General features: G+C 72.3%; 20 protein-coding genes and 1 pseudogene. 14 read left to right on the forward strand and 7 right to left on the reverse strand.

What is annotated here, in order from left to right; all coding sequences use genetic code 11:
• The first annotated feature begins 124 nt into the window (after nucleotides 1-124).
• Nucleotides 125-1,060, forward strand: coding sequence for a hypothetical protein (locus ACWEN3_RS13210; RefSeq protein ID WP_452969431.1), 936 nt, complete (start codon nucleotides 125-127; stop codon nucleotides 1,058-1,060).
• On the opposite strand, the gene ACWEN3_RS13215 is transcribed toward ACWEN3_RS13210, so the two are convergent.
• A complete protein-coding gene (locus ACWEN3_RS13215; RefSeq protein ID WP_452969434.1) occupies nucleotides 948-2,306 on the reverse strand; it encodes an aminotransferase-like domain-containing protein in 1,359 nt (452 codons plus the stop codon). The two genes, ACWEN3_RS13210 and ACWEN3_RS13215, sit on opposite strands and share 113 nt — an antisense overlap.
• Nucleotides 2,307-2,393: 87 nt before the next feature.
• Here ACWEN3_RS13215 and ACWEN3_RS13220 point away from each other — a divergent pair, with 87 nt between their 5' ends.
• From ACWEN3_RS13220 to metG (ACWEN3_RS13245), 6 genes are all read left to right on the forward strand, one after another.
• Entirely contained in the window at nucleotides 2,394-3,179 is a 786-nt protein-coding gene (locus ACWEN3_RS13220; protein ID WP_452969436.1) for an alpha/beta fold hydrolase, read from the forward strand.
• Between the two features lie 574 nt (nucleotides 3,180-3,753).
• Nucleotides 3,754-4,713: an endonuclease/exonuclease/phosphatase family protein gene (locus tag ACWEN3_RS13225; protein ID WP_452969439.1), complete on the forward strand. Its 960-nt coding sequence runs from the start codon at nucleotides 3,754-3,756 to the stop codon at nucleotides 4,711-4,713.
• 38 nt (nucleotides 4,714-4,751) lie between these two features.
• Nucleotides 4,752-6,695, forward strand: a complete 1,944-nt coding sequence (locus tag ACWEN3_RS13230) for an FUSC family protein (protein ID WP_452969441.1) — start codon at nucleotides 4,752-4,754, stop codon at nucleotides 6,693-6,695.
• 79 nt (nucleotides 6,696-6,774) lie between these two features.
• Nucleotides 6,775-8,655 carry a VWA domain-containing protein gene (locus ACWEN3_RS13235; RefSeq protein WP_452969444.1) on the forward strand — a complete coding sequence of 627 codons (1,881 nt, stop codon included), beginning with the start codon at nucleotides 6,775-6,777 and terminating at the stop codon, nucleotides 8,653-8,655.
• A 124-nt stretch (nucleotides 8,656-8,779) separates the two neighbouring features.
• The gene (metG, locus tag ACWEN3_RS13240) at nucleotides 8,780-10,495 is read left to right on the forward strand and encodes a methionine--tRNA ligase (protein ID WP_452969446.1); all 1,716 of its coding nucleotides are present in this window, start codon (nucleotides 8,780-8,782) and stop codon (nucleotides 10,493-10,495) included.
• A gap of 54 nt (nucleotides 10,496-10,549) precedes the next feature.
• Nucleotides 10,550-12,166, forward strand: a complete 1,617-nt coding sequence (gene metG, locus ACWEN3_RS13245; RefSeq protein WP_452969448.1) for a methionine--tRNA ligase — start codon at nucleotides 10,550-10,552, stop codon at nucleotides 12,164-12,166.
• Nucleotides 12,167-12,203: 37 nt separating this feature from the next.
• On the opposite strand, the gene ACWEN3_RS13250 is transcribed toward metG (ACWEN3_RS13245), so the two are convergent.
• Nucleotides 12,204-12,551 (reverse strand): DoxX family protein, encoded by a 348-nt coding sequence (locus ACWEN3_RS13250; RefSeq protein WP_452969451.1) that lies wholly within the window; start codon nucleotides 12,549-12,551, stop codon nucleotides 12,204-12,206.
• Between the two features lie 130 nt (nucleotides 12,552-12,681).
• On the opposite strand from ACWEN3_RS13250, the gene ACWEN3_RS13255 reads away from it, so the two are divergent.
• A complete protein-coding gene (locus ACWEN3_RS13255) occupies nucleotides 12,682-13,518 on the forward strand; it encodes a hypothetical protein (protein ID WP_452969454.1) in 837 nt (278 codons plus the stop codon).
• Entirely contained in the window at nucleotides 13,515-14,210 is a 696-nt protein-coding gene (locus ACWEN3_RS13260; protein ID WP_452969456.1) for a hypothetical protein, read from the forward strand. Before ACWEN3_RS13255 ends, ACWEN3_RS13260 begins: the two co-directional genes overlap by 4 nt.
• A gap of 163 nt (nucleotides 14,211-14,373) precedes the next feature.
• Here ACWEN3_RS13260 and aspS read toward each other — a convergent pair whose 3' ends face one another.
• The 3 genes from aspS to ACWEN3_RS13275 all read right to left on the reverse strand — a co-directional run bounded on the left by aspS (nucleotide 14,374) and on the right by ACWEN3_RS13275 (nucleotide 18,100).
• Complete coding sequence (gene aspS, locus ACWEN3_RS13265; protein ID WP_452969459.1) at nucleotides 14,374-16,137, reverse strand: aspartate--tRNA ligase; 1,764 nt, start codon at nucleotides 16,135-16,137, stop codon at nucleotides 14,374-14,376.
• A 391-nt stretch (nucleotides 16,138-16,528) separates the two neighbouring features.
• Nucleotides 16,529-17,506 carry a pirin family protein gene (locus ACWEN3_RS13270; RefSeq protein ID WP_452969462.1) on the reverse strand — a complete coding sequence of 326 codons (978 nt, stop codon included), beginning with the start codon at nucleotides 17,504-17,506 and terminating at the stop codon, nucleotides 16,529-16,531.
• Between the two features lie 111 nt (nucleotides 17,507-17,617).
• A complete protein-coding gene (locus ACWEN3_RS13275) occupies nucleotides 17,618-18,100 on the reverse strand; it encodes an SseB family protein (protein ID WP_452969464.1) in 483 nt (160 codons plus the stop codon).
• 203 nt (nucleotides 18,101-18,303) lie between these two features.
• On the opposite strand from ACWEN3_RS13275, the gene ACWEN3_RS13280 reads away from it, so the two are divergent.
• From ACWEN3_RS13280 to ACWEN3_RS13290, 3 genes are all read left to right on the forward strand, one after another.
• Nucleotides 18,304-20,130: an acyl-CoA dehydrogenase gene (locus ACWEN3_RS13280; RefSeq protein ID WP_452969467.1), complete on the forward strand. Its 1,827-nt coding sequence runs from the start codon at nucleotides 18,304-18,306 to the stop codon at nucleotides 20,128-20,130.
• A gap of 95 nt (nucleotides 20,131-20,225) precedes the next feature.
• On the forward strand, nucleotides 20,226-21,524 hold the full coding sequence (locus tag ACWEN3_RS13285) for a M18 family aminopeptidase (protein ID WP_452969470.1): 1,299 nt from the start codon (nucleotides 20,226-20,228) through the stop codon (nucleotides 21,522-21,524).
• A gap of 66 nt (nucleotides 21,525-21,590) precedes the next feature.
• Entirely contained in the window at nucleotides 21,591-21,839 is a 249-nt protein-coding gene (locus ACWEN3_RS13290) for a DUF6458 family protein (protein WP_452969471.1), read from the forward strand.
• Nucleotides 21,840-22,568: 729 nt separating this feature from the next.
• Here ACWEN3_RS13290 and ACWEN3_RS13295 read toward each other — a convergent pair.
• Nucleotides 22,569-22,961 carry a cupin domain-containing protein gene (locus ACWEN3_RS13295; RefSeq protein WP_452969474.1) on the reverse strand — a complete coding sequence of 131 codons (393 nt, stop codon included), beginning with the start codon at nucleotides 22,959-22,961 and terminating at the stop codon, nucleotides 22,569-22,571.
• A 52-nt stretch (nucleotides 22,962-23,013) separates the two neighbouring features.
• Between ACWEN3_RS13295 and ACWEN3_RS13300 the strand changes: the two genes are divergently transcribed.
• Both ACWEN3_RS13300 and ACWEN3_RS13305 read left to right on the forward strand, forming a co-directional pair.
• On the forward strand, nucleotides 23,014-23,997 hold the full coding sequence (locus ACWEN3_RS13300) for a GlxA family transcriptional regulator (RefSeq protein WP_452969477.1): 984 nt from the start codon (nucleotides 23,014-23,016) through the stop codon (nucleotides 23,995-23,997).
• 32 nt (nucleotides 23,998-24,029) lie between these two features.
• Nucleotides 24,030-24,524 (forward strand): LURP-one-related/scramblase family protein, encoded by a 495-nt coding sequence (locus tag ACWEN3_RS13305; protein ID WP_452969479.1) that lies wholly within the window; start codon nucleotides 24,030-24,032, stop codon nucleotides 24,522-24,524.
• On the opposite strand, the pseudogene ACWEN3_RS13310 reads toward ACWEN3_RS13305, so the two are convergent.
• A pseudogene (locus ACWEN3_RS13310) lies at nucleotides 24,422-24,684 on the reverse strand (hypothetical protein); the annotation flags it as partial. The gene ACWEN3_RS13305 and the pseudogene ACWEN3_RS13310 overlap by 103 nt on opposite strands.

Consider the following 24,684-nt stretch of genomic DNA (forward strand, 5'->3'; position numbering starts at 1 on the left):
CCGGGGCCCACGCACTCCCCGTACTCAGGAAACACCCGTCCGGCCGCGCCCGCCTCCCGGCGCCCGTCCCCCGAACGGCTGCGCTCCACTCGCGTCCGCGCCCTGCGGACCGTTGCCTGAGAGCGTGCCACCACGTCTCAGGAGCGCCCTGTCGGGCGTACTGCTCGCCCTGTCCTGCCTGCTCGTGCCGTTCGCGGCGCTGGCGGCGTGGGCTGCGTACGGGCTCACCGACACGGCCCGGTACGTCACCGCGATGGCACCGCTCGCCGCCGACCCGGACGTACGGGAGGCCGTCGCGGACACCGTCGGCGACGGCATCCTGCGCGAGGTGGACCAGCACCTGGACGTCCGCCCGCTGCGCGGCTCCGTCCGCCCGTTCGTCCACGACGCGGTGCGCTCCTTCACCCAGACCCGGGCCTTCCGGCTGGCCTGGGACACCGGGAACAGGGTCACCCACGACGCGGTGCTGCAGGCGCTGCGCGACGACCCCGACGACGCGGCCGAGCAGCCCGTCACCGTCGACTTCGCCCCCGTCACCGCCCAGGTCAAACGGCAGCTCACCCGCGACCACATACCGCTCGCCGCGCGCATCCCCGTGGAGCACACGGCCGTCGCCGTGCTCCCGGCGGACGAACTGGCCTCGCTCCGAAAGGGGTTCCACGTGCTCGAAGTGGCCGGATTCTGGCTGCCGGTGGCGGCCGTGGCCTTCGCCTTCGCCGGGCTCGCCCTGGCCGTCCACCGCCGCCGGGCCGTCGTGGCCACCGCGCTGGGCACCGCGCTGGGCGGCGCGCTGCTCGGTCTCGCGGTGGCGGCCGGCCGCCGGCTCACCCTCGCCGGACTGCCCGCCGATGTGCCCCACCCGGCCGCGGGCGCCGTCTACGACGCGCTGACCGGCACCCTGCGCACCGTCTCCTGGCTGCTGCTCGCCCTCGGCCTCGCGGTCGCCCTCACCGCCTGGCTGACCCGCTGTCTGCGCCCGGGCCGCCCCGCGCGACGGCGGCGAGGGCCGCGAGGGCCCGCGTCAGCTCCGGCTCAGGAGCCGACGCGAGCGCGAGTCTGACCGCGTCCGGGGTGCGGGCGGGGTCGACCGAGAAGGCCGTGCCCGGCGTGACCGCGATGCCGTGCGCCCGCGCGGCGGCCGTGAAGGTGTCCGCCCGCCAGGGCGCGGGCAGCTCCCACCAGGCGAAGTAGCCGGCCGGGTCGGACCGTACGGCGAAGCCGGCCAGCTCCTCGGCGACCAGCCGCTGGCGCCGCCGCGCGTCCCGCCGCTTGGCGGCCACCAGCCGGTCCACGGTGCCGTCGGCGAGCCACCGCACGGCCGCCTCCAGCGCGAAGCCGCCCGCGCTCCACCCGCCGGACCGGATCGCCCGCGCCACCGCCTCGGCGCGCCCGTCCGGCACCACCACGAACCCGACGGTGAGCCCGGGCGCGACCCGTTTGGACAGCCCGTCGACGAGGTGGACGAGTCCCGGCGCGAGCGCGGCGAGCGGAGGCGGGCCGCACGGGTGCAGGAAGGCCCAGATCCGGTCCTCGACGACCGGTATCCCCAGCCTGTGGACGGTGTCCGCCAGTGCGGCCCGCCGGGCGTGGCCGGTCGTGCGCGAGGTGGGGTTGTGCAGGGTCGGCTGGAGGTAGAGGGCGGACAGGGGAGCGGTGCGGTGCGCGGCGGCGACGGACTCGGGCCGGGGCCCCTCCTCGTCCGTGGCGAGCGGCACGAGGGTGAGGCCGAGGCGGGCCGCGATCTCCTTGACCAGCGGATACGTCAGCTCCTCCACCCCGACCCGGCCGCCGGGCCGGACCAGGGAGGCGAGCGTGGCGGCGATCGCCTGGCGCGCGCCGCCGGTGAACAGGATCCGCGCCGGGTCGGGCCGCGGGCCGTCCTGGGCCAGCAGCGCGGCGACCGCCTCCCGGGCGGCCGGGGTGCCCGCGGCGGCGGCCGGCCGCAACGCCAGGCCGAGCGCGTCGGGCCGCAGCAGCGGCGCGAGAGCGGGGGCCAGCAGCTCCTCCTGGCCCGCCACGGAGTGGTAGTTCAGCTCCAGGTCCACCGGCGCGGCACCGGCCGCCTCGGCGAGCGCGTGCCCCGGCTGCCCGTCCGGCTCGGTGGCCCGTACGAAGGTGCCGCGCCCGACCTCGCCCACCACCAGCCCCCGGCGCACCAGTTCGGCGTAGACCCGGCCCGCGGTCGAGGGCGCGATGCCGTGCCGGCGGGCGAACACCCGTTGCGGTGGCAGCCGTTGACCGGGGCGGAGCCGTCCGCCGGTGATGGCGTCGGCGAGCCGGTCGGCGATGCGCCGGTAGTCGTCCACAAGTCCCCCTGTCTCCCGGCGCGATGGATTGCACCGAGGGCAAAGATTTTATTGCACCGAGTAGTTGGCGCCCCTACTGTCGCTCCCATGCCACCGTTCCTCGCGTACACGGACAAAAACCCAGGGACCTGCCGCACCCCCCTCGTCCTCGTCCACGGCCACCCCTTCGACCGCACGATGTGGGACCCGCAGCTCGCGCGGTTCTGCGCCGACCGCCGGGTGATCGTCCCCGACCTGCGCGGCTACGGCGCCTCCCCCGTGACCCCCGGCACGGTCCCGCTCTCCCGCCACGCCCAGGACCTGGCGGAACTCCTGGACGGGCTCGGCGTGGACACCTTCGTGCTGGCGGGCCTGTCGATGGGCGGGCAGATCGCCATGGAGTGCTACGACCGCCTCGGCGACCGGATCCGCGGCCTGGTCCTCGCCGACACCTTCCCCGACCCGGAGACCCCCGAGGGCAGGCGGGGCCGCCGCGCGACGGCCGGCCGGCTGCTCGCCGAGGGCATGCGGGGCTACGCCGACGAGGTGCTGGAACGCATGGTCGCCCCGTACGCGCGCCCCGAGGTCAAGGCCCATGTGCACCGCATGATGACGGCCACCGCGCCCGAGGGCGCCGCCGCGGCCCTGCGCGGCCGGGCCGAACGTCCCGACTACCGTGACCTGCTGACCCGGGTGACCGTGCCCGCGCTGGTCGTGGTCGGCGCCGACGACACCTACACGCCCGTCGCCGACGCCGAGGCGATGCACGCGGCCCTGCCCGACTCCGCGCTGCACGTGATCGAGGGCGCGGCGCATCTGCCGAACCTGGAGCGGCCCGAGGAGTTCGACCGGGCGCTCGGGGATTTCCTGGCGCGCGTGGACGCCTGCTCGTAGGCTCGGCCCGTGAACCGACACACCGTTCACAGGCCCCGCCCTCCGGCCTCCGGCCCGGGCCCCGTCCCCAGACCTCCGCTCCGGACCGGCCCACGCCCCGTCCCCCGGCCCGCGCTCCGGACCGGCGTCTCCCAAACCGCGCTCCGGACCGTGGACAGCGGCACCCGGCCACCGCCCGAACCGGGTCCCGCCGACTTCCCGCACGCGGGCGGCGCACATGACCGGGCGCCCGGACCACGAGCGGCGGCACCCCACCGCCGCCCGTACCCGGTCCCGCCGACTTCCCGTATGCGGGCGGCGCCCATGAACAGGCGCCCCGGACGCGGACAGCGGACCCTCACCACCGCCCGGACCCAGGCGGAACCCATGAGCCGTCCCGCCGGACGCGAACAGCGGCCCCCGGCCATCACCCGGACCCAGGCACGGCGACACCCCGCACGCGGGCGGCGCACATGACCCGGCGCCCCGGACGCAGGCAGCGGATCCTGACACACGCGGAGCCCACGACCCGGCCCCCGGACCACGAGCAGCGGCACCCCGCCGTCACCCGGCGCACCGCGCTGAGGCGGCGCCCGTGAACAGGCGCCCCGGGCGGCGGTGGCTGGGCGTCTGGTGCGGTGGGGTGCTGCTCGCCGGGGTGAGCGTGGTGGTCGGCTGCCGTGTCGCCGGCACCGACGGCATCACCCCCGTCCCCCAGCTGCTCGCCTTCCTGCCCTGGCTGCTAGTCCCCACCGGCTTCGCCCTGCTGTGCGCGCTGCTCGCCCGCTGGTGGGCCGGCCTGGTGTGGGGGGCCGCCGTACTCGGCCTGCTGGCCTGGTACCTGCAGCCCTACGGCGGGGCCGGCCAACCCGGCGGACCGCCCCTCGCCACCCTCCGCGTCCTGACCTCGAACGTCGAGTTCGGCCGCGGCGCCCCCGCGCTGGTCCCGGTGATCCGCGACCGGCGTCCGGACCTGGTCTTCGTGGAGGAGTGCGAGTACACCTGCCAGGCCACCCTGGAACGCGAGTTCGCGGCCGTCTACCCCTACCGGCAGGCGGTGCGCGCGGCCGGCTCCCACGGCTCCCTCCTCCTCAGCCGCTACCCCCTGAAGCCGACGGCCGGCGTCCCCGGCACCATGGGCATGCCCGGCGCCGTCGCCGACATCCGCGGCCACGCCGTACGCCTCCAGCTCGCCCACCCCATGCCCCCGCTGCCCGGTCAGCTCGGCCTGTGGCGCCGCGAACTGGGCCGGCTGCGCGCCTTCGCCGCCGCCGACCGGCACACCCCCACCATCCTCGCCGGCGACTTCAACGCCACCGAGGACCACGCGGCCCTCCGCCGCATCCTGGACACCGGCCTGAGCGACGCCGCCCGCCTCTCCGGCCACGACCGCACCCCCTCCTGGCCCGCACGCACCGCCTCCGTCATCGGCGCCCAGATCGACCACGTCCTGCTCTCCCCGGACTTCGGCGCCACCGGCGCCCGCTTCCTGCGCGTGACCGGCAGCGACCACCGCGCGCTCGTCGTGGACCTGACGCTGCACCAGCGGGGATGACTCCAGGTGGGCGGGGGTGAACCGGTCATAATGGGCGCATGTCCCGAGAGTTCCCCATCGGCCTCACCCCTCCCGACTGGCTGGTGCGGAACCTCCAACCCCAGCAGGCCCCCCTCAACTGGCCGGCCATGATCCGCGCCGCCGTCGGGATGGCCCTCCCCCTCGCGCTGGGCCTCGCCGCCGGCCGCCCCGCCTACGGCGCCCTCGCCTCCATGGGCGCCCTGTCCGGCGTCATCGGCGACACCGCCGACGCCTACCGCATGCGCATCCTCAACATCGCCGTACCCCAGCTCTTCGGCGCGGTCGGCGTCACCCTCGGCGCGCTGGCCTACGGACACGGGTGGTACGCGGTCGCCGTGGTCACCGGGGTGGCCCTGATCTCCGGGATGATCTCCACGATCGGCGCGGTGGCCTCGGTCTGCGGCCTGCTGCTCCTGCTCAACTGCGTGGTGGGCGCGGGCCTCCCGCTGCCCCGCCCCTGGTGGCTGGCCCCGTCCCTGATGACCGGCGGCGGCCTGCTGGTCCTCCTGCTGGCCCTGCTGGCCTGGCCGTTGCGCTCCGGCGTCCCCGAACGCTCCGCGGTCGCCGCCACCTACCGCACGGTCGCGACCCTGCTGTCCGTCTCCGGCACGGACCGCACCGAGGAGTACGACGAGGCCCGCCGGGCCGTCACCCATTCCCTGAACCAGTCCTACGACCTGATCCTCGGCCGGCGCGCCCGCCAGCACGGGCGCAGCCCCGAACCCACCCGGCTGCTGGCCCAGTTGAACGCCATCACCCCGGTGGTGGAGGCGGCCCCCGCGGTCCATCTCGCGGGTCACCCGCTCCCCGCGCAGCTCCCCGCGGCACTCGATCACCTGGCGCACGCCGTCGAGACGGGCTACACCGGCCCCATAGCCCTCGACCTGCCCCTGCCCACCACGGAGACGGCCCGCGCGGCCGACCACGCCCTGCGCCACACCGCCGAGGTGGTGTCCGCCCCCGACGTGGACCCCCGGGGCATCGACGACCGCCTGGGCCGCCCGGCCGCCCTGGGCATCCGCACGGCCCGCGCCACCCGCAACGTCGTCCTGACGGCGAACTCCTGGCGCTACGGCCTCCGCCTGGCCCTGTGCATCGCCATCGCCCAGTCCCTGGTGTCCCTGGTCCCGGTCCCCCGCTCCTACTGGGTGGCCCTGACCATCACCTTCGTCCTCAAGCCCGACTTCGGCTCGGTCTTCTCCCGCGCCCTGCTGCGCGCCCTCGGCACGGTGGCCGGCCTGGTGATCGCGGCGGTGGTCCTGGCGGAGGTCCCGCTCGGCTGGGGGGACGTCGTCGCGCTGCTGGTCCTGGCCCCGCTGATCCCGGCGTTCACCCCGCGCGGCTACGGCTACCAGACGATGGCGATCACACCGGTGATCCTCCTGCTGTCGGACATCCTCAACCGCCAGGGCACGGCCCTGCTCCTGCCGCGCCTCGCCGACTCGCTGCTGGGCTGCGCGATCGCCCTGACCGCCGGCTACCTCCTGTGGCCCGAGAGCTGGCACACCCGCGTCGGCGACCGGCTGGCCGACGCGGTGGCGGACACGGCGACCTATGTGGAGACGGCGTTCGGCGCCGGCCAGGACCCGGCGGGCCGGGCCCGTATGCGCCGCCGCCTCTACCGCGACCTCTCCGTCATCCGTACGGAGTTCCAGCGGGCCCTGACCGAGCCCCCGCCGACCGGCCGCCGGGCCGCCGCCTGGTGGCCCCTGGTCGTCGCGGTGGAGCGCATCGTCGACGCGACGACGGCGGCCCGGGTGCGCGTCCGGCACGGGGCGGGCGCGCCGTCGTCCGCCGAGGTCGCCCAAGTCGCCCTGCAACTGCGGGAGCTGTCGGAAGGCGTCCGCAGCGCGGAGACCCTGACTCCGGTCCGCACCGACCTCACCGGTCCCGCGGGCAGCGTCCTCGAACCCCTCCGCCAGGAAGTGGCCGCGGCCCGCTCGATCGCGTCCCCGCACTGACGGTTCCCGGGGCCGCTAACCTTACGTGTCCGTCCTGGCCAGCGATTGACGGTTTCACCTCACGCGAAGGGTTGCGCACATGGGCATTCTCACTCTCCTGCGGAACGCATTCGGCCGCTCACGCACCTCCCGAGCCGCCGAGGCAGAGGGTGCGGTCCGACTCCCAGCGCACCCCGAGCCCCACGAGTCGGCCCCCACCACTCCGGAACCCCACGAGTCGGCTCCCGCCGCTCCGGAACCCCCCGAGTCGGCCCCCGCCGTCCCCGAGCCCCGCGAGCCCCGCGAGCCGGACTCCACCGCTCCGGCGCCGCGCGAGTCGGTCCCCGTCGTTCCCGAACAGCGTGAGTCGTCGCCCGAAGAGCACGACCTGGTGACGGCGGCCTTCGACAAGGTGCAGGTCCCCCCGTCGGATCCGGCGGACGACGACCTGACCGAGCGGGCAGCCGAGGCGGAGGCCGCGGTCAGCGCAGAGGCGGAAGCCGAGAAGGCGGCCGAGACCAGCGCCGAGGCGAAGGCCGTGGTCAGCGCCGTCACGGAGGCCGCGGCAAGGACCGAGACCGCCACCGAGGCGGAGACGGAGGCCGAGGCCGAGGCCGACAAGGCGACCGAACCGGAGGCTGAGACCAGCGCCGTTGCGGAGGCCGAGGAGAGGACCGAGGCCGGCGCCGAGAACGAAACGGCGACCGAACCGGAGGCTGAGACCAGCGCCGCGACGGAGGCCGAGGCCAGCCCTGCGGGCGGGACGACGGCAGCGGTCGAGGAGAAGGCAGAGCCGGCCGCGGACGAGGAGACGGCGACGGCGACGGCGACGGCGAGCGAGCCGGCCACCGCACCGACGCCCGCCGCCGAGCCCGCCCCGGAACCGGAGGCCGAGGCCACCGAGCCCGAGAAGGCAGAAGCGGCGGAGCCCGAGGCGGCAGCCGAGCCTCAGCCGACCGAGGAACCGGCGACGGCACCGACGGAGGAGCCCGCCACCCCGGCCGAGGAGAAGACCGCCCCGACCGAAGCATCCGCCACCCTGGCCGAAGCATCCGCCGCCCCGGTGGAAGAGGCCGCCGCCCCGACCGATGAGGCCGCCGTGCCGGCCGAAGGCGCGGACGACCCGCAAGCCGCCGACGGCGAGGACACCCCGCAGGGGCCACCCGCAGCCGACAACGAGACCCGCACGGGTGGTGCGGGTGCGAACACGGACGCCGAAGGCGAAGCCGAGGCGGTAGCCGCAGGCGCCGAGGCGGTAGCCGCAGGCGCCGAGGCGGTAGCCGCAGACGCCGACGCACCGCAGGGCACCCCCACCCCCGCCACCCCCCTCACCAAGGTCAAGGCCGACGCCCCCGCCCTCGCCACCGCGTACAACGCCGCCACCACCGCCCTCGAGAAGACCGACCTCACCGGCACCCGAGCGAAGCTCTACCTCGTGCTGGACCGCTCCGCGAGCATGCGCCCGTACTACAAGGACGGCTCCGCCCAGGCCCTCGCCGACCAGACCCTCGCCCTCGCCGCCCACCTGGACCCCGGGGCCACGGTCCACGTCGTCTTCTTCTCCACGGAGGTCGACGGCACTACCGACCTCACCCTCGCCGAGGACCACGAGACGAAGATCGACGACGTCCACGCGGACCTCGGCCGCATGGGCCGTACCAGCTACCACGCCGCCGTGGAAGCCGTACTCGCCCACTACGAGAAGAACGCGGACCCCGGCACCCCCGCCCTCGTCGTCTTCCAGACCGACGGCGCCCCGGACGCCAAGACCCCCGCGACCCAGGCCCTCACCGCGGCCGCGGACACGCACCCCGCGCTCTTCTTCTCCTTCGTCGCCTTCGGTGAGCACGACAACAAGGCGTTCGACTACCTCCGCAAGCTGAAGACCGCCAACACGGCCTTCTTCCACGCGGGCCCCACCCCCCGCGAGCTGACGGACACCGAGCTGTACGACGGCGTGCTCGCGGCCTGGCGCCCGTGACACGACGTAACCGCTCGTAAAAAATGCCGTCCGCTTCTCAGCCCGTAAAACGGGAAGCGGGCGGCATACACACGTCGGCTACGATTTCAAGGTTCGTAACTCAGCGACCTGGGAGCAGCCCCCGATGGCTCGACACCTCATCACCAGCGCCCTTCCGTACATCAACGGGATCAAGCACCTGGGCAACATGGTGGGGTCCATGCTCCCGGCGGACGTGTACTCCCGGTACCTCCGCCAGCGCGGTCACGACGTCCTGTACATCTGCGCGACGGACGAGCACGGCACCCCCGCCGAGCTGGCCGCGAAGGAGGCCGGCCTGTCGGTCGCCGAGTTCTGCGCGCAGGCGCACGACGCCCAGAAGGCGGTCTACGACGGCTTCGAGCTGTCCTTCGACCACTTCGGCCGGAGCTCCTCCGCCGAGAACGTCGACATCACCCAGCACTTCGCCCGGAAGCTGAACGAGAACGGCTTCATCGAGGAGCGGGCCATCCGCCAGGTGTACAGCCCGGCCGACGGCCGCTTCCTGCCCGACCGCTACGTCGAGGGCACCTGCCCCCACTGCGGCTACGACAAGGCCCGTGGCGACCAGTGCGAGAACTGCACCCGTGTCCTGGACCCGACCGACCTGATCAACCCGCGCTCCGCGATCTCGGGCTCCACCGACCTGGAGGTCCGCGAGACCAAGCACCTCTTCCTGCTCCAGTCCAAGCTGCAGCACGAGGTCGAGGCCTGGGTCTCCCGGCACGAGGACGACTGGCCGCAGCTCGCCTCCTCCATCGCCCGCAAGTGGCTGACCGAGGGCCTGCACGACCGGGCGATCACCCGTGACCTGGACTGGGGCGTGCCCGTCCCGGCGGACACCTGGCCGGAGCTGTCGGCCGAGGGCAAGGTCTTCTACGTCTGGTTCGACGCCCCGATCGAGTACATCGGCGCGACGAAGGAGTGGGCGGACGTCGACCCGGCGAACCGCGACTGGAAGTCCTGGTGGTACGAGGCGGACGACACCGTCCGCTACACCGAGTTCATGGCCAAGGACAACGTCCCCTTCCACACCGTGATGTTCCCCGCCACCGAGCTGGGCGTGCGCGAGCCGTGGAAGAAGGTCGACTACGTCAAGGCCTTCAACTGGCTGACGTACTACGGCGGCAAGTTCTCGACCTCCCAGAAGCGCGGCGTCTTCACCGACCACGCCCTGGAGATCCTCCCGGCGGACTACTGGCGCTACTTCCTGATCGCCAACGCCCCCGAGTCCGACGACTCCTCCTTCACGTGGGAGCACTTCACCGCCACGGTCAACAAGGACCTCGCCGACACCCTCGGCAACTTCGTCAACCGTGTCCTGTCCTTCTCCAGGAAGCGCTTCGGCGACGAGGTGCCCGCGGGCGCCGCGGCCGGCGAGGCCGAGCGGAAGCTCGGCGAGGAGATCGCCACGCTCCTCGCGGAGTACGAGTCGCACATGGAGGCCCTCCAGTTCCGCAAGGCCGCGGCCGCCCTGCGCGCCCTGTGGTCGGCGGGCAACTCCTACCTGGAGGAGAAGGCCCCCTGGCTGGAGATCAAGACCGACCAGGAGGGCGCGGCCCTCACCCTGTGCACGGCGATGAACCTGATCCACCTGTACGCGGTGGTCTCGGAGCCGTTCATCCCGGCGACGGCGAAGACCATGCGCGGGGCGTTCTCCCTGGAGGGCGACACCGCGGTGTGGGTCACGCGGGACGAGGCGAAGTCTCTGTCCTCCGTGCCCGCCGGCACCCCGTTCACCGTCCCGCCGGTCCTGTTCGCCAAGCTGACGGACGAGGACCTGGAGGCGTACAAGGAGCGCTTCGGCGGCGAGGGCCAGTAGACCGCACGGGTTGGGGACGGGTTCCGCGACCCGTCCCCCGCTAGCCTGGCGCCCATGCAGACCGACGGTGCCGCGCCCAGCGCGTCGAAGGCGTACTACGTCTCCACGCCCATCTACTACGTCAACGACGCCCCTCACCTGGGCCACGCCTACACGACCGTCGCGGGCGACGTGCTCACGCGCTGGCACCGCCAGCGCGGTGAGCGGGTGTGGTACCTCACCGGCACGGACGAGCACGGCCAGAAGATCATGCGCACGGCCGAGGCGAACGGGGTGACGCCCCAGGAGTGGGCGGACACGCTCGTCACCGAGTCCTGGAAGCCCCTCTGGGAGCACCTGGAGATCGCGAACGACGACTTCATCCGCACCACGGAGAAACGCCACACCGACCGTGTCCAGGAGTTCGTGCAGGACCTGTACGACAAGGGCGAGGTCTACAAGGGCGGTTACGAGGGCCCGTACTGCGTCGGCTGCGAGGAGTACAAGCTCCCGGGCGAGCTGCTCGACGGCGAGGGCGAGTACGCGGGCCGCAAGCTGTGCCCGATCCACAAGAAGCCCGTGGAGATCCTCAGCGAGGAGAACTACTTCTTCCGTCTGAGCGAGTACGGCGACCGGCTCCTCGCGTTCTACGAGGCGAACCCCGGCTTCATCCGGCCCGAGTCCGCGCGCAACGAGGTCGTGAACTTCGTCCGCCAGGGCCTGCAGGACCTCTCCGTCTCCCGTTCGACGTTCGACTGGGGCATCCCGATCCCCTGGGACGACAAGCACGTGATCTACGTGTGGGTCGACGCGCTGCTCAACTACGCCACGGCGGTCGGCTACAACGAGAACCAGGAGAAGTTCGAGGCGACCTTCCCGGCCGACGTCCACCTGGTCGGCAAGGACATCCTCCGCTTCCACGCGGTGATCTGGCCGGCCATGCTGATGGCCCAGGGCCTGCCGCTGCCCGGCAGGATCGCCGCCAACGGCTGGCTGATGGTCGGCGGCGAGAAGATGTCCAAGTCCAACCTGACCGGCATCAAGCCGCAGGACCTCACCTCGCACTTCGGCGTGGACGCCTACCGCTGGTACTTCCTGCGCGCCATCGCGTTCGGCCAGGACGGCTCCTTCTCGTGGGAGGACTTCTCCGCCCGCTACACGAGCGAGCTGGCGAACGACTACGGCAACCTCGCCTCGCGCGTGGCCGCCATGGTCGGCAGGTACTTCGGCGGCACGCTGCCCGCGGCCGCCGCCGACGGCGAGGCCGAGGCGGCGGTCCACGAGGGTCTCGCCAGGGCGGTCGCCGAGGCCGACCGCCGCATCGGCGACGAGCTGGACTTCCAGGGCGGCATCCTGGCCGTCTTCGACTTCGTCAGGCAGGTCAACGGCTACCTCACGGAGCAGGAGCCGTGGAAGGTGGCCAAGGACGAGTCGGCGGAGGGCCGGGCCCGCCTGGCGACCGTCCTCTACACCGCCGCCGAGTCGCTGCGCGCGATCGCCGTCCTGCTCAACCCGGTGATGCCGGAGACCTCGCGGAAGCTGTGGGACTCGCTGGGCGCGGAGGCCGCCCTGGGCGCTCTCGCCGATCAGCGGGTCCAGGACGCGGGCCGCTGGGGCAGGCTGCCGGCGGGCTCCACCGTCACCAAGGGCGCGGTCCTCTTCCCGCGCCTGGAGGAGAAGCCGGCCGTCTGAGCCGCGGACGAACGGACGGGCGGGCCCGGGACCTTCCTCAGGCCGCCCACCCCAGGACGAGCGCGCCGACCACCGGGGCGGCGTAGACGAGGGGGAAGGGGATGTGCGAGTACCAGCGGGCCCGGGCCACGGTGACGGCCGCGCCGGTGAAGTACAGGACCAGCCCGATGCCGGCCAGCACGCCGATCACCGGCACGAACAGCCCGGCCACCAGTCCGACGGCCCCGGCGGCCTTGGCCAACCCGAGCCAGGTCCACCACGACCGGGGCACCCGGTAGTCGGTGAGCGCCTTGACGATCCACTCGGCGCGCACCAGCAGCACGCTCCCGGAGAACCCGGCCATCAGCGCGGCGATCAGGGTGACGAGGACGTGGGCGATACGCATGACAGGCTCCCGTGGGGATGCTCGATCGAACCAGACACCCCACTGACACCGCCGCCGGCGACCGTGTGACAGCCGGCGCGAAAAAAATCCCCGGATCTCTCCGCCGCCCGGCCCGATAGTCTCCGGCCTCATGTCCTCATCTGCTCCTGACCTGCACCGGGCGACCGTCGACGCGGTCCTCGCCCAGGCCGGCCGCGCCACGCTTCCCTACCAGCGGGCGCACCGGCCCGGCCCGTACGGCACGGCGTTCTGGTTCAACGAGCTGCTGGAGGAGACCGAGGACACCGAGACCGTCCGCCAGGTGCTGCTGACCGCGTCCGAGCCGACCCGGGTCGACCTGGCGGAGGTGGCGATACGGCCGGACCTGTGCGATCCGGCGCCGAGCGCCGAGAAGCTGCTGATGACGGACTTCGCGGACGGCTGGACCCACCTGGACGGACTCGGCGTGGCCGTGCAGTCCACGGCGGGACTGCACGCGTACGCCGACCGCAAGGGCTGGCGCTGGGACACGGACCAGGTCACCGACGGCATCGCGGCCCGCGCCGAGGACATCGCCCTGATCACGGCCACGCCGGTACGGGCGTACGCCCTGGCCCACGACGGGGCGCCGGACACCGGGGCCCGGGACCAGGCGGTCGTGGTGGGCGCGCTGGCGCGGGCGGCCGACGGCACGGTCCGCTGGAGCGCCAGGCTCCCCGAGGGCTGCTCGGGCGCCCCCGTCTTCTACTCCGTCGCCCTGGGCGACGACTCCGCCAAGCTGCTCTGCGCGGGCGTGCTGCTGCCCGCCGACGGGCAGGGCTTCGGCCATCACCCGGTGGCCACGTTCGACCGGATCCGTACCGCCCTCGCGGACCTGCCGCGCCCCGGCAGTGCCGGCCGGCGGCGCTGGTGGCGTCGGGGGAGGGTGAGCACCGGCGCGGGTGCGCACGTGGCCGGTGCCGGTTCTGGCAGAGTACGGGTGCCGTGAACCTTCCCGAACCCCACCGGCGGCTCCTCGCGGACGTCGTCGCGGCGGGCGGCCCGTACGGTCTGCTCCTCGCCGGCGGCTACGCCCTCGAGGCGCACGGCCTGCTCCGGCGCCCGCACGGAAACCTGGACTTCGCCACCGAGAGCGCCGAGCCCATGGACCGGATCGCCGGAGCCGTCGGCGCCGCCCTGGAGGCGCGCGGCCGGCCGGTGCGGGCCGGAGCCGCCACCGCGCGCACCGCGCAGCTGACGGTCACCGACCCGCCGACCGGTGAGCCCTGTGGCCTGGGCCTGCACAAGGAGGCCTTCTGGCAGCCGCCGGAGCTGACCGAGTACGGCCCGGCGCTCTCCCTGGAGGACGCCGTCGGCACGAAGATCCGCGCGCTGTACGACCGGGGAGCGGCCGTCGACCTGATCGACGCGCACGCCGCGGCCGCCCGTTTCCCGCTGCCCGGCCTGGAGGAACTGGGCCGCCGGCACGCCCACGACCCCTTCGACCTGCCCACCCTGCAGTCCCGGCTGACCGGCACGGACTTCTACCCCGACACGGAGTTTCTGCGGTACGGCCTGGAGGTACCGCAGATCGGCGCGCTGCGCGCCTGGGCCCAGCAGTGGTCCGACGACATCGCCGAACGCCTGATGGAGGACGGCGCCTCCCCGGACGAGGAGCCCGGACCCGACGCCGACGAGTGAGAAGTCGCCCGCTTCAAGCCCACCGGCCGTCTATCGGCTCCCGCACGAGGATCGCGACGGGCTGGGGCGGCTACAAGTCCCTGTCCTGACCGCGAGCAGGAACAAGAAGAAGGTCTCGGGGCCGGTGCCGGTCCCGAGACCTTCTGCTGCGTCCGCCGATGCCCTACTTCGGCTGCGGCTTCCTGATGTTCAGGTGCAGCTCGCGCAGCCGGGACTCGTCCAGCTCGGTCGGGGCGCCCATCATCAGGTCCTGGGCGTTGCCGTTGAGCGGGAAGGCGATCGTCTCGCGGATGTTGGGCTCGTCCGCGAGGAGCATGACGATGCGGTCCACGCCGGGGGCGATGCCGCCGTGCGGCGGGGCGCCGAAGCGGAAGGCGCGGAGCATGCCCGCGAACTTCTCCTCGACCGTCTCGCGGTCGTAGCCCGCGATCTCGAAGGCCTTGAGCATGATGTCCGGCTCGTGGTTCCGGATCGCGCCGGAGGACAGCTCGACGCCGTTGCAGACGATGTCGTACTGCCAGCCGAGGATGTCCAGCGGGTCCTGGGTCTCCAGGGCCTCCAGGCCGCCCTGCGGCATCGAGAACGGGTTGTGGGAGAAGTCGATCCCGCCGGTCTCCTCGTCCTTCTCGTACATCGGGAAGTCGACGATCCAGCAGAAGCGGAAGACGCCGTCCTCGAAGTGGCCGGCGCGCTTGGCGGCCTCCACCCGGACGGCACCCATGATCTTGGAGACCTCGTCGTACTCGCCCGCGCCGAAGAAGACGGCGTGGCCGGGGGCCAGGGCGAGGCGCTTGGTCAGCTCGGCGACGTTCGCCTCGGTGAGGAACTTCGCGATCGGGCCGGAGAGCGAGCCGTCCTCGGCCACGCGCACCCACGCCAGGCCCTTGGCGCCCTGCTCGACGGCGTACTCGCCGAGCTGGTCGAAGAACTTGCGGGGCTGCGCCGAGACGTCCGGCACGGGCAGCGCGCGCACGTGCTTGCCGGCGAACGCCTTGAACTCCGAGCCCTCGAAGACATCGGTGATGTCCACCAGCTCCAGCTTGGCGCGCAGGTCCGGCTTGTCGGAGCCGTACTTCGCCATCGCCTCGCGGAACGGGATGCGCGGGAAGGGGGAGGTGACGTGGCGGCCGCCGCCGAACTCCTCGAACAGCTCCGTCATGAGCTTCTCGATCGGCTGGAAGACGTCCTCCTGCTCGACGAAGGACATCTCCACGTCGAGCTGGTAGAACTCGCCCGGCGAACGGTCGGCGCGGGCGTCCTCGTCGCGGAAGCAGGGCGCGATCTGGAAGTAGCGGTCGAAGCCCGAGATCATCAGCAGCTGCTTGAACTGCTGCGGGGCCTGCGGCAGCGCGTAGAACTTGCCCGGGTGCACACGGGAGGGGACCACGTAGTCACGGGCGCCCTCGGGGGAGGTGGCCGACAGGATCGGCGTCGCCATCTCGTTGAAGCCCATCGCGGCCATCTTGTTCCGCATCGCGGAGATCACGGCCGTACGCAGCATGATGTTGCGGTGCATGCGCTCGCGGCGCAGGTCCAGGAAGCGGTACTCCAGGCGCCGCTCCTCGTTGACCCCGTCCTCGGCGTTGATGGTGAAGGGGAGCGGGGCGGCGGCGCCGAGCAGCTCGACCTCGGCCACCTCGACCTCGATCTCGCCGGTCGGCAGGTCCGGGTTCACGTTCTCGGTTCCACGTGAAACAACCTGGCCGTCGACGCGGACCGTGGACTCCTTGGAGATCCTGTCCAGGGCCTCGTACGCGGGCGTGCCGGGGCGGGCGACCAGCTGCGTGATGCCGTGGTGGTCGCGCAGATCGATGAAGAGGATGCCGCCCAGGTCGCGCCGATTGTGCAGCCAGCCGCTCAGCCGGACGTCGGTGCCGACGTCAGAGGCGCGGAGCTGGCCGCAGGTGTGGGACCTGTACCGATGCATCGTCGTTCATCGTCCTTCGTGTGTGAGGTCTGCGGGGCGTGCTCTCCCCGGCGAGAACGGGCACGGGGCCCGGACCCGTCAAGGGTACCGGGCAGCCCAAGATCGGCTCCCCACCATTACCGTCCGGCGACCCAGGGTGGCACCCGTCGGTCACATCTTCCTAAAGCAGGGCAATGCGCACCGGCGAGCCCCTGCCGTTGACTGGCGGCGCTCGCGGGAGGCGTTCCTGCTCGACGCGGGTCGGGCAACAGGTGCACGAGCCCAGCCGATCATGGGCGCCGGTGGGTGTCCTGCCGCACGAGTCCGGGCGGGTGAGGTCGGGGCGGCACCGGCACGAAGACGGTCGCCCGGCCCGCCGAAGCGGACCGGGCGACCGGACGGAGCGGGTGCGTCAGCCCTGCGGGCCGCTCTCCGTCATGCCGTGCACGGCGGGGATCGTGCCGAGGCGGCCCTTCTGGAAGTCCTCGAAGGCCTGCATCAGCTCGTCCTTGGTGTTCATGACGAACGGGCCGTAGTGGGCCATGGGCTCACGGATGGGCTGTCCACCGAGGAGGACGACCTCCAGGTCCGGGGTGTGCGAGTCCTGCTTCTCGTCCGCGCGGACGCTCAGCGAGGAGCCGGCGCCGAAGACGGCGGTCTGGCCGAGGTGGATCGGCCGCCGCTCGGCGCCGACGGTGCCGCGGCCCGCGAGGACGTAGGCCAGGCCGTTGAAGTCCGCGCGCCAGGGCAGGGTGAGCTCCGCGCCCGGGGCGAGGGTCGCGTGGATCATCGTGATCGGCGTGTGGGTGACGCCGGGACCCTTGTGACCGTCCAGCTCACCGGCGATGACGCGCAGCAGCGCGCCGCCGTCGGGGGTGGTGAGCAGCTGGACGTTGCCGCCCCGGATGTCCTGGTAGCGCGGCGCCATCATCTTGTCGGCGGCGGGCAGGTTCACCCACAGCTGCAGGCCGTGGAAGAGGCCGCCGGACACGACGAGGGACTCCGGCGGGGCCTCGATGTGCAGCAGCCCGGAGCCCGCCGTCATCCACTGGGTGTCGCCGTTGGTGATGGTGCCGCCACCGCCGTTGGAGTCCTGGTGGTCGAAGACGCCGTCGATGATGTAGGTGACGGTCTCGAAGCCGCGGTGCGGGTGCCAGGGGGTGCCCTTGGGCTCGCCCGGCGCGTACTCCACCTCGCCCATCTGGTCCATCATGATGAACGGGTCGAGGTGGCGGTAGTTGATCCCCGCGAACGCCCGGCGCACCGGGAAGCCCTCACCCTCGAAACCGCTCGGGGCGGTCGTGACGGCCAGCACGGGACGCGCCGTGGCGTCGGCGGGAGCGGTCACGCGGGGCAGCGTCAACGGGTTCTCGACGGTCACTGCAGGCATGGTGGGTACCTCCTTGGTACGCCCACTTTAGTTGAGCGTTGAACTTCTTGTCACCCGGAACAGAGAAAGCCCGGAGGGAATTCCCTCCGGGCCGCGTCACTCGTCGACGGCTCAGCCGCCCCCGTACATCCGGCGCATCGCGAAATCGACCATCTGTTCGACCGCCTTGGCGTCGAACACCATCCGGTGCTCGCCCTCCATGTCCAGGACGAAGCCGTAGCCGGTCGGCAGCAGGTCGATCACCTCCGCGCCCGTGATGACGAAGTACTTGGACTCCTTGCCCGCGTACCGGCGCAGCTCCTTGAGCGAGGTGAACATGGGGATCACCGGCTGCTGGGTGTTGTGCAGGGCGAGGAAGCCGGGGGTGTCGCCGCGCGGGCAGTAGACCTTCGACGTGGCGAAGATCTGCTGGAAGTCCTCGGCGGGCATCTGCCCGGTCGTGAAGGCCCGCACCGCGTCCGCGAGCGAGGGCGGGGACGGCTCAGGGTAGAGCGGCGGCTGCTGACCGTACCCCCCGACACCGCCCATCTGCTGCTGCGGCTGGGCGTACTGCTGCTGCGCAGCACCGTCCATGGGCTGGCCGTATCCGTACATGGGCGCAAGCGTACCGAGGTACCCGGGCCGCGAGAGCGCCCCGAGCGATTTGTGCGGGGGCCGCGGACTAGACCCTTCTCACACTTGGCCGGGTAGGGGTTGCTTCTTATTACCGACGGGTAGCATCATCGGAGCTACTTGTTGGTACGTGAACTAGGTGCGAGGAGTCAGTCCCTCGCCGATCCCTCTACGGAGCCGTCGCCATGGGGCACTACAAGCCGAATCTCCGCGACATCGAGTTCAACCTCTTCGAAGTACTGGGGCGCGACAAGGTGTACGGCACCGGCCCGTTCGAGGAGATGGACGTCGAGACCGCCAAGAGCGTGCTCGAGGAGCTGACCCGCCTCTCGGAGAACGAGCTGGCCGAGTCCTTCACCGACGCCGACCGCAACCCGCCCGTCTTCGACCCGGAGACCAACACCGCGCCCGTCCCGGCGTCCTTCAGGAAGAGCTACCAGGCCTTCATGGACTCCGAGTACTGGCGGCTCGGCCTGCCCGAGGAGATCGGCGGCACCACCTCGCCGCGCTCCCTGATCTGGGCCTACGCCGAGCTGATCCTGGGCGCGAACCCGGCCGTGTGGATGTACTCCTCGGGCCCCGCGTTCGCCGGCATCCTCTTCGAGGAGGGCAACGAGGTCCAGAAGCACATCGCCAAGGTCGCCGTGGAGAAGCAGTGGGGCTCCACCATGGTGCTCACCGAGCCCGACGCGGGCTCCGACGTGGGCGCCGGCCGCACCAAGGCGGTCCAGCAGGAGGACGGCTCCTGGCACATCGAGGGCGTGAAGCGCTTCATCACCTCGGGTGAGCACGACATGTCGGAGAACATCCTCCACTACGTGCTCGCGCGTCCCGAGGGCGCCGGCCCCGGCACCAAGGGCCTGTCGCTCTTCCTCGTGCCGAAGTACCTGTTCGACTTCGAGACCGGCGAGCTGGGCGAGCGAAACGGCGTCTACGCCACCAACGTCGAGCACAAGATGGGCCTGAAGGCCTCCAACACGTGCGAGATGACCTTCGGCGACCAGCACCCCGCCAAGGGCTGGCTCATCGGCGACAAGCACGAGGGCATCCGCCAGATGTTCCGCATCATCGAGTTCGCCCGCATGATGGTCGGCACGAAGGCGATCTCCACGCTGTCCACGGGCTACCTGAACGCGCTGGAGTACGCCAAGGAGCGCGTCCAGGGCCCGGACCTCGCGAACTTCATGGACAAGTCCGCGCCCAAGGTCACCGTCACCCACCACCCCGACGTGCGCCGCTCGCTGATGACGCAGAAGGCGTACGCCGAGGGCATGCGCGCCCTGGTGCTGTACACCGCCTCGGTCCAGGACGCCATCCAGGTCAAGGAGGCGAACGGCGAGGACGCCTCCGCCGAGCACGCGCTGAACGACCTGCTGCTGCCGATCGTCAAGGGCTACGGCTCCGAGAAGGGCTACGAGCAGCTCGCCCAGTCGCTGCAGACCTTCGGCGGCTCCGGCTTCCTGCAGGAGTACCCGATCGAGCAGTACATCCGGGATTCCAAGATCGACACCCTGTACGAGGGCACCACGGCGATCCAGGGCCAGGACTTCTTCTTCCGGAAGATCGTCCGTAACCAGGGCGCCGCCCTGAACTCGCTGGCCGAGGACATCAAGAAGTTCCTGGCGCTCGGCACCGGCGGCGAGGAGCTGGCGGGCGCCCGCGAGCACCTGGCCAAGGCGGCCGTGGAGCTGGAGGCGATCGTCGGCCTGATGCTGACCGACCTCGCGGCCACCGAGCAGGACACCAAGAACATCTACAAGGTGGGCCTGAACACCAGCCGGCTGCTGCTGGCCTCCGGTGACGTCGTCGTCGGCTACCTGCTGCTCAAGGGCGCCGCGATCGCCGCCGAGAAGCTGGCCACGGCCTCGGCCAAGGACAAGGCGTTCTACTCCGGCAAGATCGCCGCGGCGCGGTTCTTCGCGGCGAACGTCCTGCCGGGCGTCACCCTCGCCCGCAAGGTCGCCGAGAACGTCGAGCTGGACCTGATGGAACTCGACGAGGCCGCGTTCTAGACGCTCCAGACCTTCTGGACGTCCCCGTCGATTCCCCGCACGGGCCCGCTCCCCTTACCGGGAGCGGGCCCGTGCACGTCGTTAAGGTGAATCCCATGAGCGCACCAGCCCGCTTCGACCGCGGCCACACCGACGACCTGATGTCCTTCCTGGCGGCGAGCCCGTCGCCGTACCACGCCGTGGCGAACACCGCCGAGCGACTGGAGAAGGCGGGCTTCAGGCAGGTCGCCGAGACGGACGCCTGGGACGGTACGAGCGGCGGCAGGTACGTGCTGCGCGGCGGCGCCGTCGTGGCCTGGTACGTCCCCGAGGGCGCCGAGGCCCACACGCCGTTCCACGTCATCGGCGCGCACACCGACTCCCCCAACCTCAGGGTCAAGCCGCGCCCGGACAACGGGGCGCACGGCTGGCGCCAGGTCGCCGTGGAGATCTACGGCGGCCCCCTGATGAACTCCTGGCTGGACCGGGACCTGGGCCTCGCCGGGCGGCTGACCCTGCGCGACGGCTCCACGGTCCTGGTCGACGTGGACCGGCCGCTGCTGCGGGTGCCGCAGCTCGCCATCCACCTGGACCGTTCGGTCAGCAGCGAGGGGCTCAAGCTGGACAAGCAGCGGCATCTGCAGCCGGTGTGGGGCCTCGGTGACGACGTGCTGGACGGCGATCTGATCGCCTTCCTGGAGCAGGAGGCCGGGCTCACGGCCGGCTCGGTGGCCGGCTGGGACCTGATGGTGCATCCGGTGGAGCCGCCGGCGTACCTCGGCCGGGACCGGGAGCTGGTCGCCGGTCCGCGCATGGACAACCTGCTGTCGGTGCACGCGGGCGCGGCCGCGCTGGCCGCCGCCGCGACCTCCGGCGCCCCGCTCGACCGCATCCCGGTGCTGGCCGCCTTCGACCACGAGGAGAACGGCTCCCAGTCCGACACCGGCGCGGACGGCCCGCTGCTCGGATCCGTGCTGGAGCGCTCGGTCTTCGCGCGCGGCGGCTCGTACGAGGACCGGGCCCGCGCCTTCGCCGGCACCGTCTGCCTCTCCTCCGACACCGGCCACGCCGTCCACCCCAACTACGCGGAGCGGCACGACCCGACGCACCACCCCCGGGTCAACGGCGGCCCGATCCTCAAGGTGAACGTCAACAACCGCTACGCCACGGACGGTTCGGGGCGGGCGGTGTTCGCCGCCGCCTGCGAGAGAGCGGGCGTGCCCTTCCAGACGTTCGTCTCCAACAACTCCATGCCGTGCGGCACCACCATCGGCCCGATCACCGCGGCCCGCCACGGCATTCGCACGGTCGACATCGGCGTCGCGATCCTCTCCATGCACAGCGCGCGTGAACTCTGCGGCGCGGACGACCCGTTCCTGCTGGCGAACGCCTTGACGGCCTTCCTGGAGGGCTAGTACGGACGAGGCCGGGTACCCGAACGGCACCGGAGATTCCGGCAACGCAAGGGGAGGCGAAGTCTCATGGGGCTCGGCGGATGCATCATCCTCATCGCCGTGGGTGCCATCCTGACGTTCGCGACCGACTGGCACATGCACGGCGTCAACCTCACCGTCGTCGGTGTGATCCTGATGGCCGTGGGCCTGATCGGCGTCGCGACGTTCAGCGGCATCGCACGCCGCCGGCGGGTCGTGATGCCCCCGTCGCCGGTGGTGGAGGAGGAACCTCACCACCACCGCGTCGACGGCTACAGCGACGGCTACGGCGTGTGAGGGCGGCACCGGCGTACGGCCCTCGCCGGCGCCGGTGTCCGGCCTTCGGCCGGTACGCCCACGGAGTCAGGACGTATTGAAAGGTATATGACACCCTTAGCCGGGCAGGACCGGACACGTTGCTCAATCCGTGATCCGCGCCCGCTTGTGGAAATGTGTGAATATCGTGAAGACTTGAGCCCTGCGGGGACGCATGACCACGGGGGCTCGCGCCATGCTCGACCTCGCCGCGCCGACGGCGGCCGATCCGGCACGCGGAACACGCTCGCGCCGCGCCGGGCGCCACGCCACCCGCCGTGCCCACGCGGCACGTGGGGAACCCGCCGTCCGGCCGCGCCTCGCGGTGCTCATCCCGGCCCACGACGAAGAGGACCGCATCGCCGCGGCCATCGAGGGCCTGTGGAAGCAGGCACGGCGCCCCGACCTGATCGTCGCCGCCGACAACTGCACCGACGGCACCGAGGACGTCGCCGTCGCGCGGCGCGCAGGTCTTCCGCACCCGGGGCAACAGCCACAAGAAGGCGGGCGCCCTCAACCAGGCCATCGCCTGGATCCCGCCCCACATGGACGACCGCGACCTGCTGCTGGATGGTGGCGGCCACCACGCTGGTGGCCGCCGGCATCGCCGTCTTCAAGCCGGCGCCGCGCCCGCGCCGTCGCTGATCGTCCGTCAGGGGTCCTGGCCGTCCGTCCCGGCCAGGACGGGCGAAGGGCGGCCCGGCCGCCCGGTCAGGACAGGGCGTGGCCCGTGGTCACGTCCACGTGGTCGGGGATCTCGTCGTGCCGGTCGCCGACCGTCAGGGTGCCGGTGGGCTCGAAGAGGAGCACCTCGCTGGGGACGGGGGCGAACGGCTTGTGCTCGACGCTGCGCGGGACGGTGAACACCGAGCCCTTGGGCAGGACGACCGTGCGCTCCCCGGCCGGCTCGCGCAGGCCGAGGTGGAGTTCGCCGTCCAGGACCAGGAAGAACTCGTCGGTGTGGTCGTGGACGTGCCAGATGTGCTCGCCGTCGAGCTTGGCGACGCGGACGTCGTAGTCGTTGACGGTCGTGACGATGCGCGGGCTCCAGCGCTCGGTGAAGGAGGCGAGCGCCTTGTCCAGGGAGATGGGTTCGCTGCTCATGCCGTCATCCTGGGCTCTGGCCGGCACCGCGGGCGAGTGCTAGGAATCGCACATGCCGCAAGGATCCTCTCACCCCCCGCACCGGGTCGTCGTGATCGTCGACGCGGGCACCAACCCCTTCGAGGTCGGCGTGGCCACCGAGCTGTTCGGGCTGCCCCGGCCGGAACTCGGGCTGCCCGGGCCGCTGTACGAGGTGACGCTGTGCACGCCCACCGGCGAGGTGCGGATGAACCACGGCTTCTTCACGATGAGCGGCCTGCCGGGCCTGGAGGCCGTGGACCGGGCGGACACCCTGATCGTGCCGGGCCGCCCCGACAACATCGTGCCGCGCGCCCCCGAGGTCCTCGACGCCGTCCGGCGCACCCACGCGCGCGGAGCACGCCTCGTCAGCTTCTGCACCGGCAGTTTCGCGCTCGCCGAGGCCGGGCTGCTGGACGGCCGCCGTGCCGCGACGCACTGGCTGTGGGCCGGCTCCTTCCGCGCGCGGCACCCGCGGGTGCTGCTGGAGCCGGACGTGCTGTTCGTGGACGACGGCGACATCCTCACCGCGGCCGGCAGCGCGGCCGCGCTCGACCTCGGACTGCACATCTGGCGCCGCGACCACGGCGCCGAACGCGCCAACGCGGTCTCCCGGCGGCTGGTCTTCGCCGCCCACCGGGACGGCGGGCAGCGGCAGTTCGTGGAACGTCCCGTGCCCGAGGTGCCCGACGAGTCGCTCGGACCGCTGCTGGCCTGGGCGCAGGAACGGCTGGACGAGCCGCTGACGGTGGCCGGGCTCGCGGCCCGCGCGGCCGTCAGCCCCGCCACGCTGCACCGCAGGTTCCGCGCCCAGCTCGGCACCACCCCGCTGGCCTGGCTCACCGGTGAACGCGTCGCGCTGGCCTGCCGGCTGATCGAGCGAGGCGAGGAACGTCTGGAGGTGGTGGCGGCCCGCAGCGGCCTGGGCACGGCGGCCAACCTGCGGGCCCGGCTGCGGCGGACGACGGGCCTCAGCCCCTCGGCCTACCGGCGGCGGTTCGGGCCGGCCCTTCCGTGAGGATCACGCCGTACCGGGGAAGCGCTAAGGGCATGAGATTCCTCGTACGCGACCGGCTCCTCGGCATCGGTGAAGACTATTGGATCGAGGACGAGCACGGCTCGAAGGTGTTCCTCGTCGACGGCAAGGCGATGCGGCTGCGGGACACCTTCGAGCTGAAGGACGCACATGGACGGGTCCTGATCGACATCCACCAGAAGATGTTCGCCCTGCGCGACACGATGGTGATCGAACGGGACGGCGAAGGTCTGGCCACCATCAGGCGCAAGCGGCTGTCCCTGCTGCGCAACCACTACCGGGTCGCCCTGGTGGACGGCACGGAACTGGACGTCAGCGGCAAGATCCTGGACCGGGAGTTCGCCGTCGAGTACGACGGCGAGCTGCTCGCGGTGATCTCCCGGCGCTGGCTGCACATCCGCGAGACCTACGGCGTGGACGTCGTACGGGAGGACACGGACCCGGCGCTGCTCATCGCGGTGGCGGTGTGCGTGATCCACCTGGCGGAGAAGGAGCGGGAGGACGACTGACGGGCGGGCCGGCGGCGCGGCCGTCGCCGCACGTCGGGCCGGTGCGCCCGCGCGGCGGCGGGCCGGGCGTCGAACAGGTGCGGGGAGGCGGGGAGCAGCCGCAGCCCCCAGGCGGCGGCGATCGCCGAGCGGGCCGCCGTACGCGGCAGCCGCACGGGAC

The organism is Streptomyces sp. NPDC004561 (assembly GCF_053602155.1).

Bases quoted from the DNA above. Each gene is read 5' to 3' on its own strand.
- ACWEN3_RS13285 (WP_452969470.1), top strand. From the start codon at position 20,226: ATGAGCGCACCAGCCCGCTTCGACCGCGGCCACACCGACGACCTGATG.
- ACWEN3_RS13255 (WP_452969454.1), top strand. From the start codon at position 12,682: ATGTCCTCATCTGCTCCTGACCTGCACCGGGCGACCGTCGACGCGGTC.
- ACWEN3_RS13250 (WP_452969451.1), bottom strand. From the start codon at position 12,551: ATGCGTATCGCCCACGTCCTCGTCACCCTGATCGCCGCGCTGATGGCC.
- ACWEN3_RS13300 (WP_452969477.1), top strand. From the start codon at position 23,014: ATGCCGCAAGGATCCTCTCACCCCCCGCACCGGGTCGTCGTGATCGTC.
- ACWEN3_RS13295 (WP_452969474.1), bottom strand. From the start codon at position 22,961: ATGAGCAGCGAACCCATCTCCCTGGACAAGGCGCTCGCCTCCTTCACC.
- aspS (WP_452969459.1), bottom strand. From the start codon at position 16,137: ATGCATCGGTACAGGTCCCACACCTGCGGCCAGCTCCGCGCCTCTGAC.
- ACWEN3_RS13275 (WP_452969464.1), bottom strand. From the start codon at position 18,100: ATGTACGGATACGGCCAGCCCATGGACGGTGCTGCGCAGCAGCAGTAC.
- ACWEN3_RS13305 (WP_452969479.1), top strand. From the start codon at position 24,030: ATGAGATTCCTCGTACGCGACCGGCTCCTCGGCATCGGTGAAGACTAT.
- ACWEN3_RS13270 (WP_452969462.1), bottom strand. From the start codon at position 17,506: ATGCCTGCAGTGACCGTCGAGAACCCGTTGACGCTGCCCCGCGTGACC.
- ACWEN3_RS13290 (WP_452969471.1), top strand. From the start codon at position 21,591: ATGGGGCTCGGCGGATGCATCATCCTCATCGCCGTGGGTGCCATCCTG.
- ACWEN3_RS13220 (WP_452969436.1), top strand. From the start codon at position 2,394: ATGCCACCGTTCCTCGCGTACACGGACAAAAACCCAGGGACCTGCCGC.
- metG (WP_452969446.1), top strand. From the start codon at position 8,780: ATGGCTCGACACCTCATCACCAGCGCCCTTCCGTACATCAACGGGATC.
- ACWEN3_RS13235 (WP_452969444.1), top strand. From the start codon at position 6,775: ATGGGCATTCTCACTCTCCTGCGGAACGCATTCGGCCGCTCACGCACC.
- metG (WP_452969448.1), top strand. From the start codon at position 10,550: ATGCAGACCGACGGTGCCGCGCCCAGCGCGTCGAAGGCGTACTACGTC.
- ACWEN3_RS13280 (WP_452969467.1), top strand. From the start codon at position 18,304: ATGGGGCACTACAAGCCGAATCTCCGCGACATCGAGTTCAACCTCTTC.
- ACWEN3_RS13230 (WP_452969441.1), top strand. From the start codon at position 4,752: ATGTCCCGAGAGTTCCCCATCGGCCTCACCCCTCCCGACTGGCTGGTG.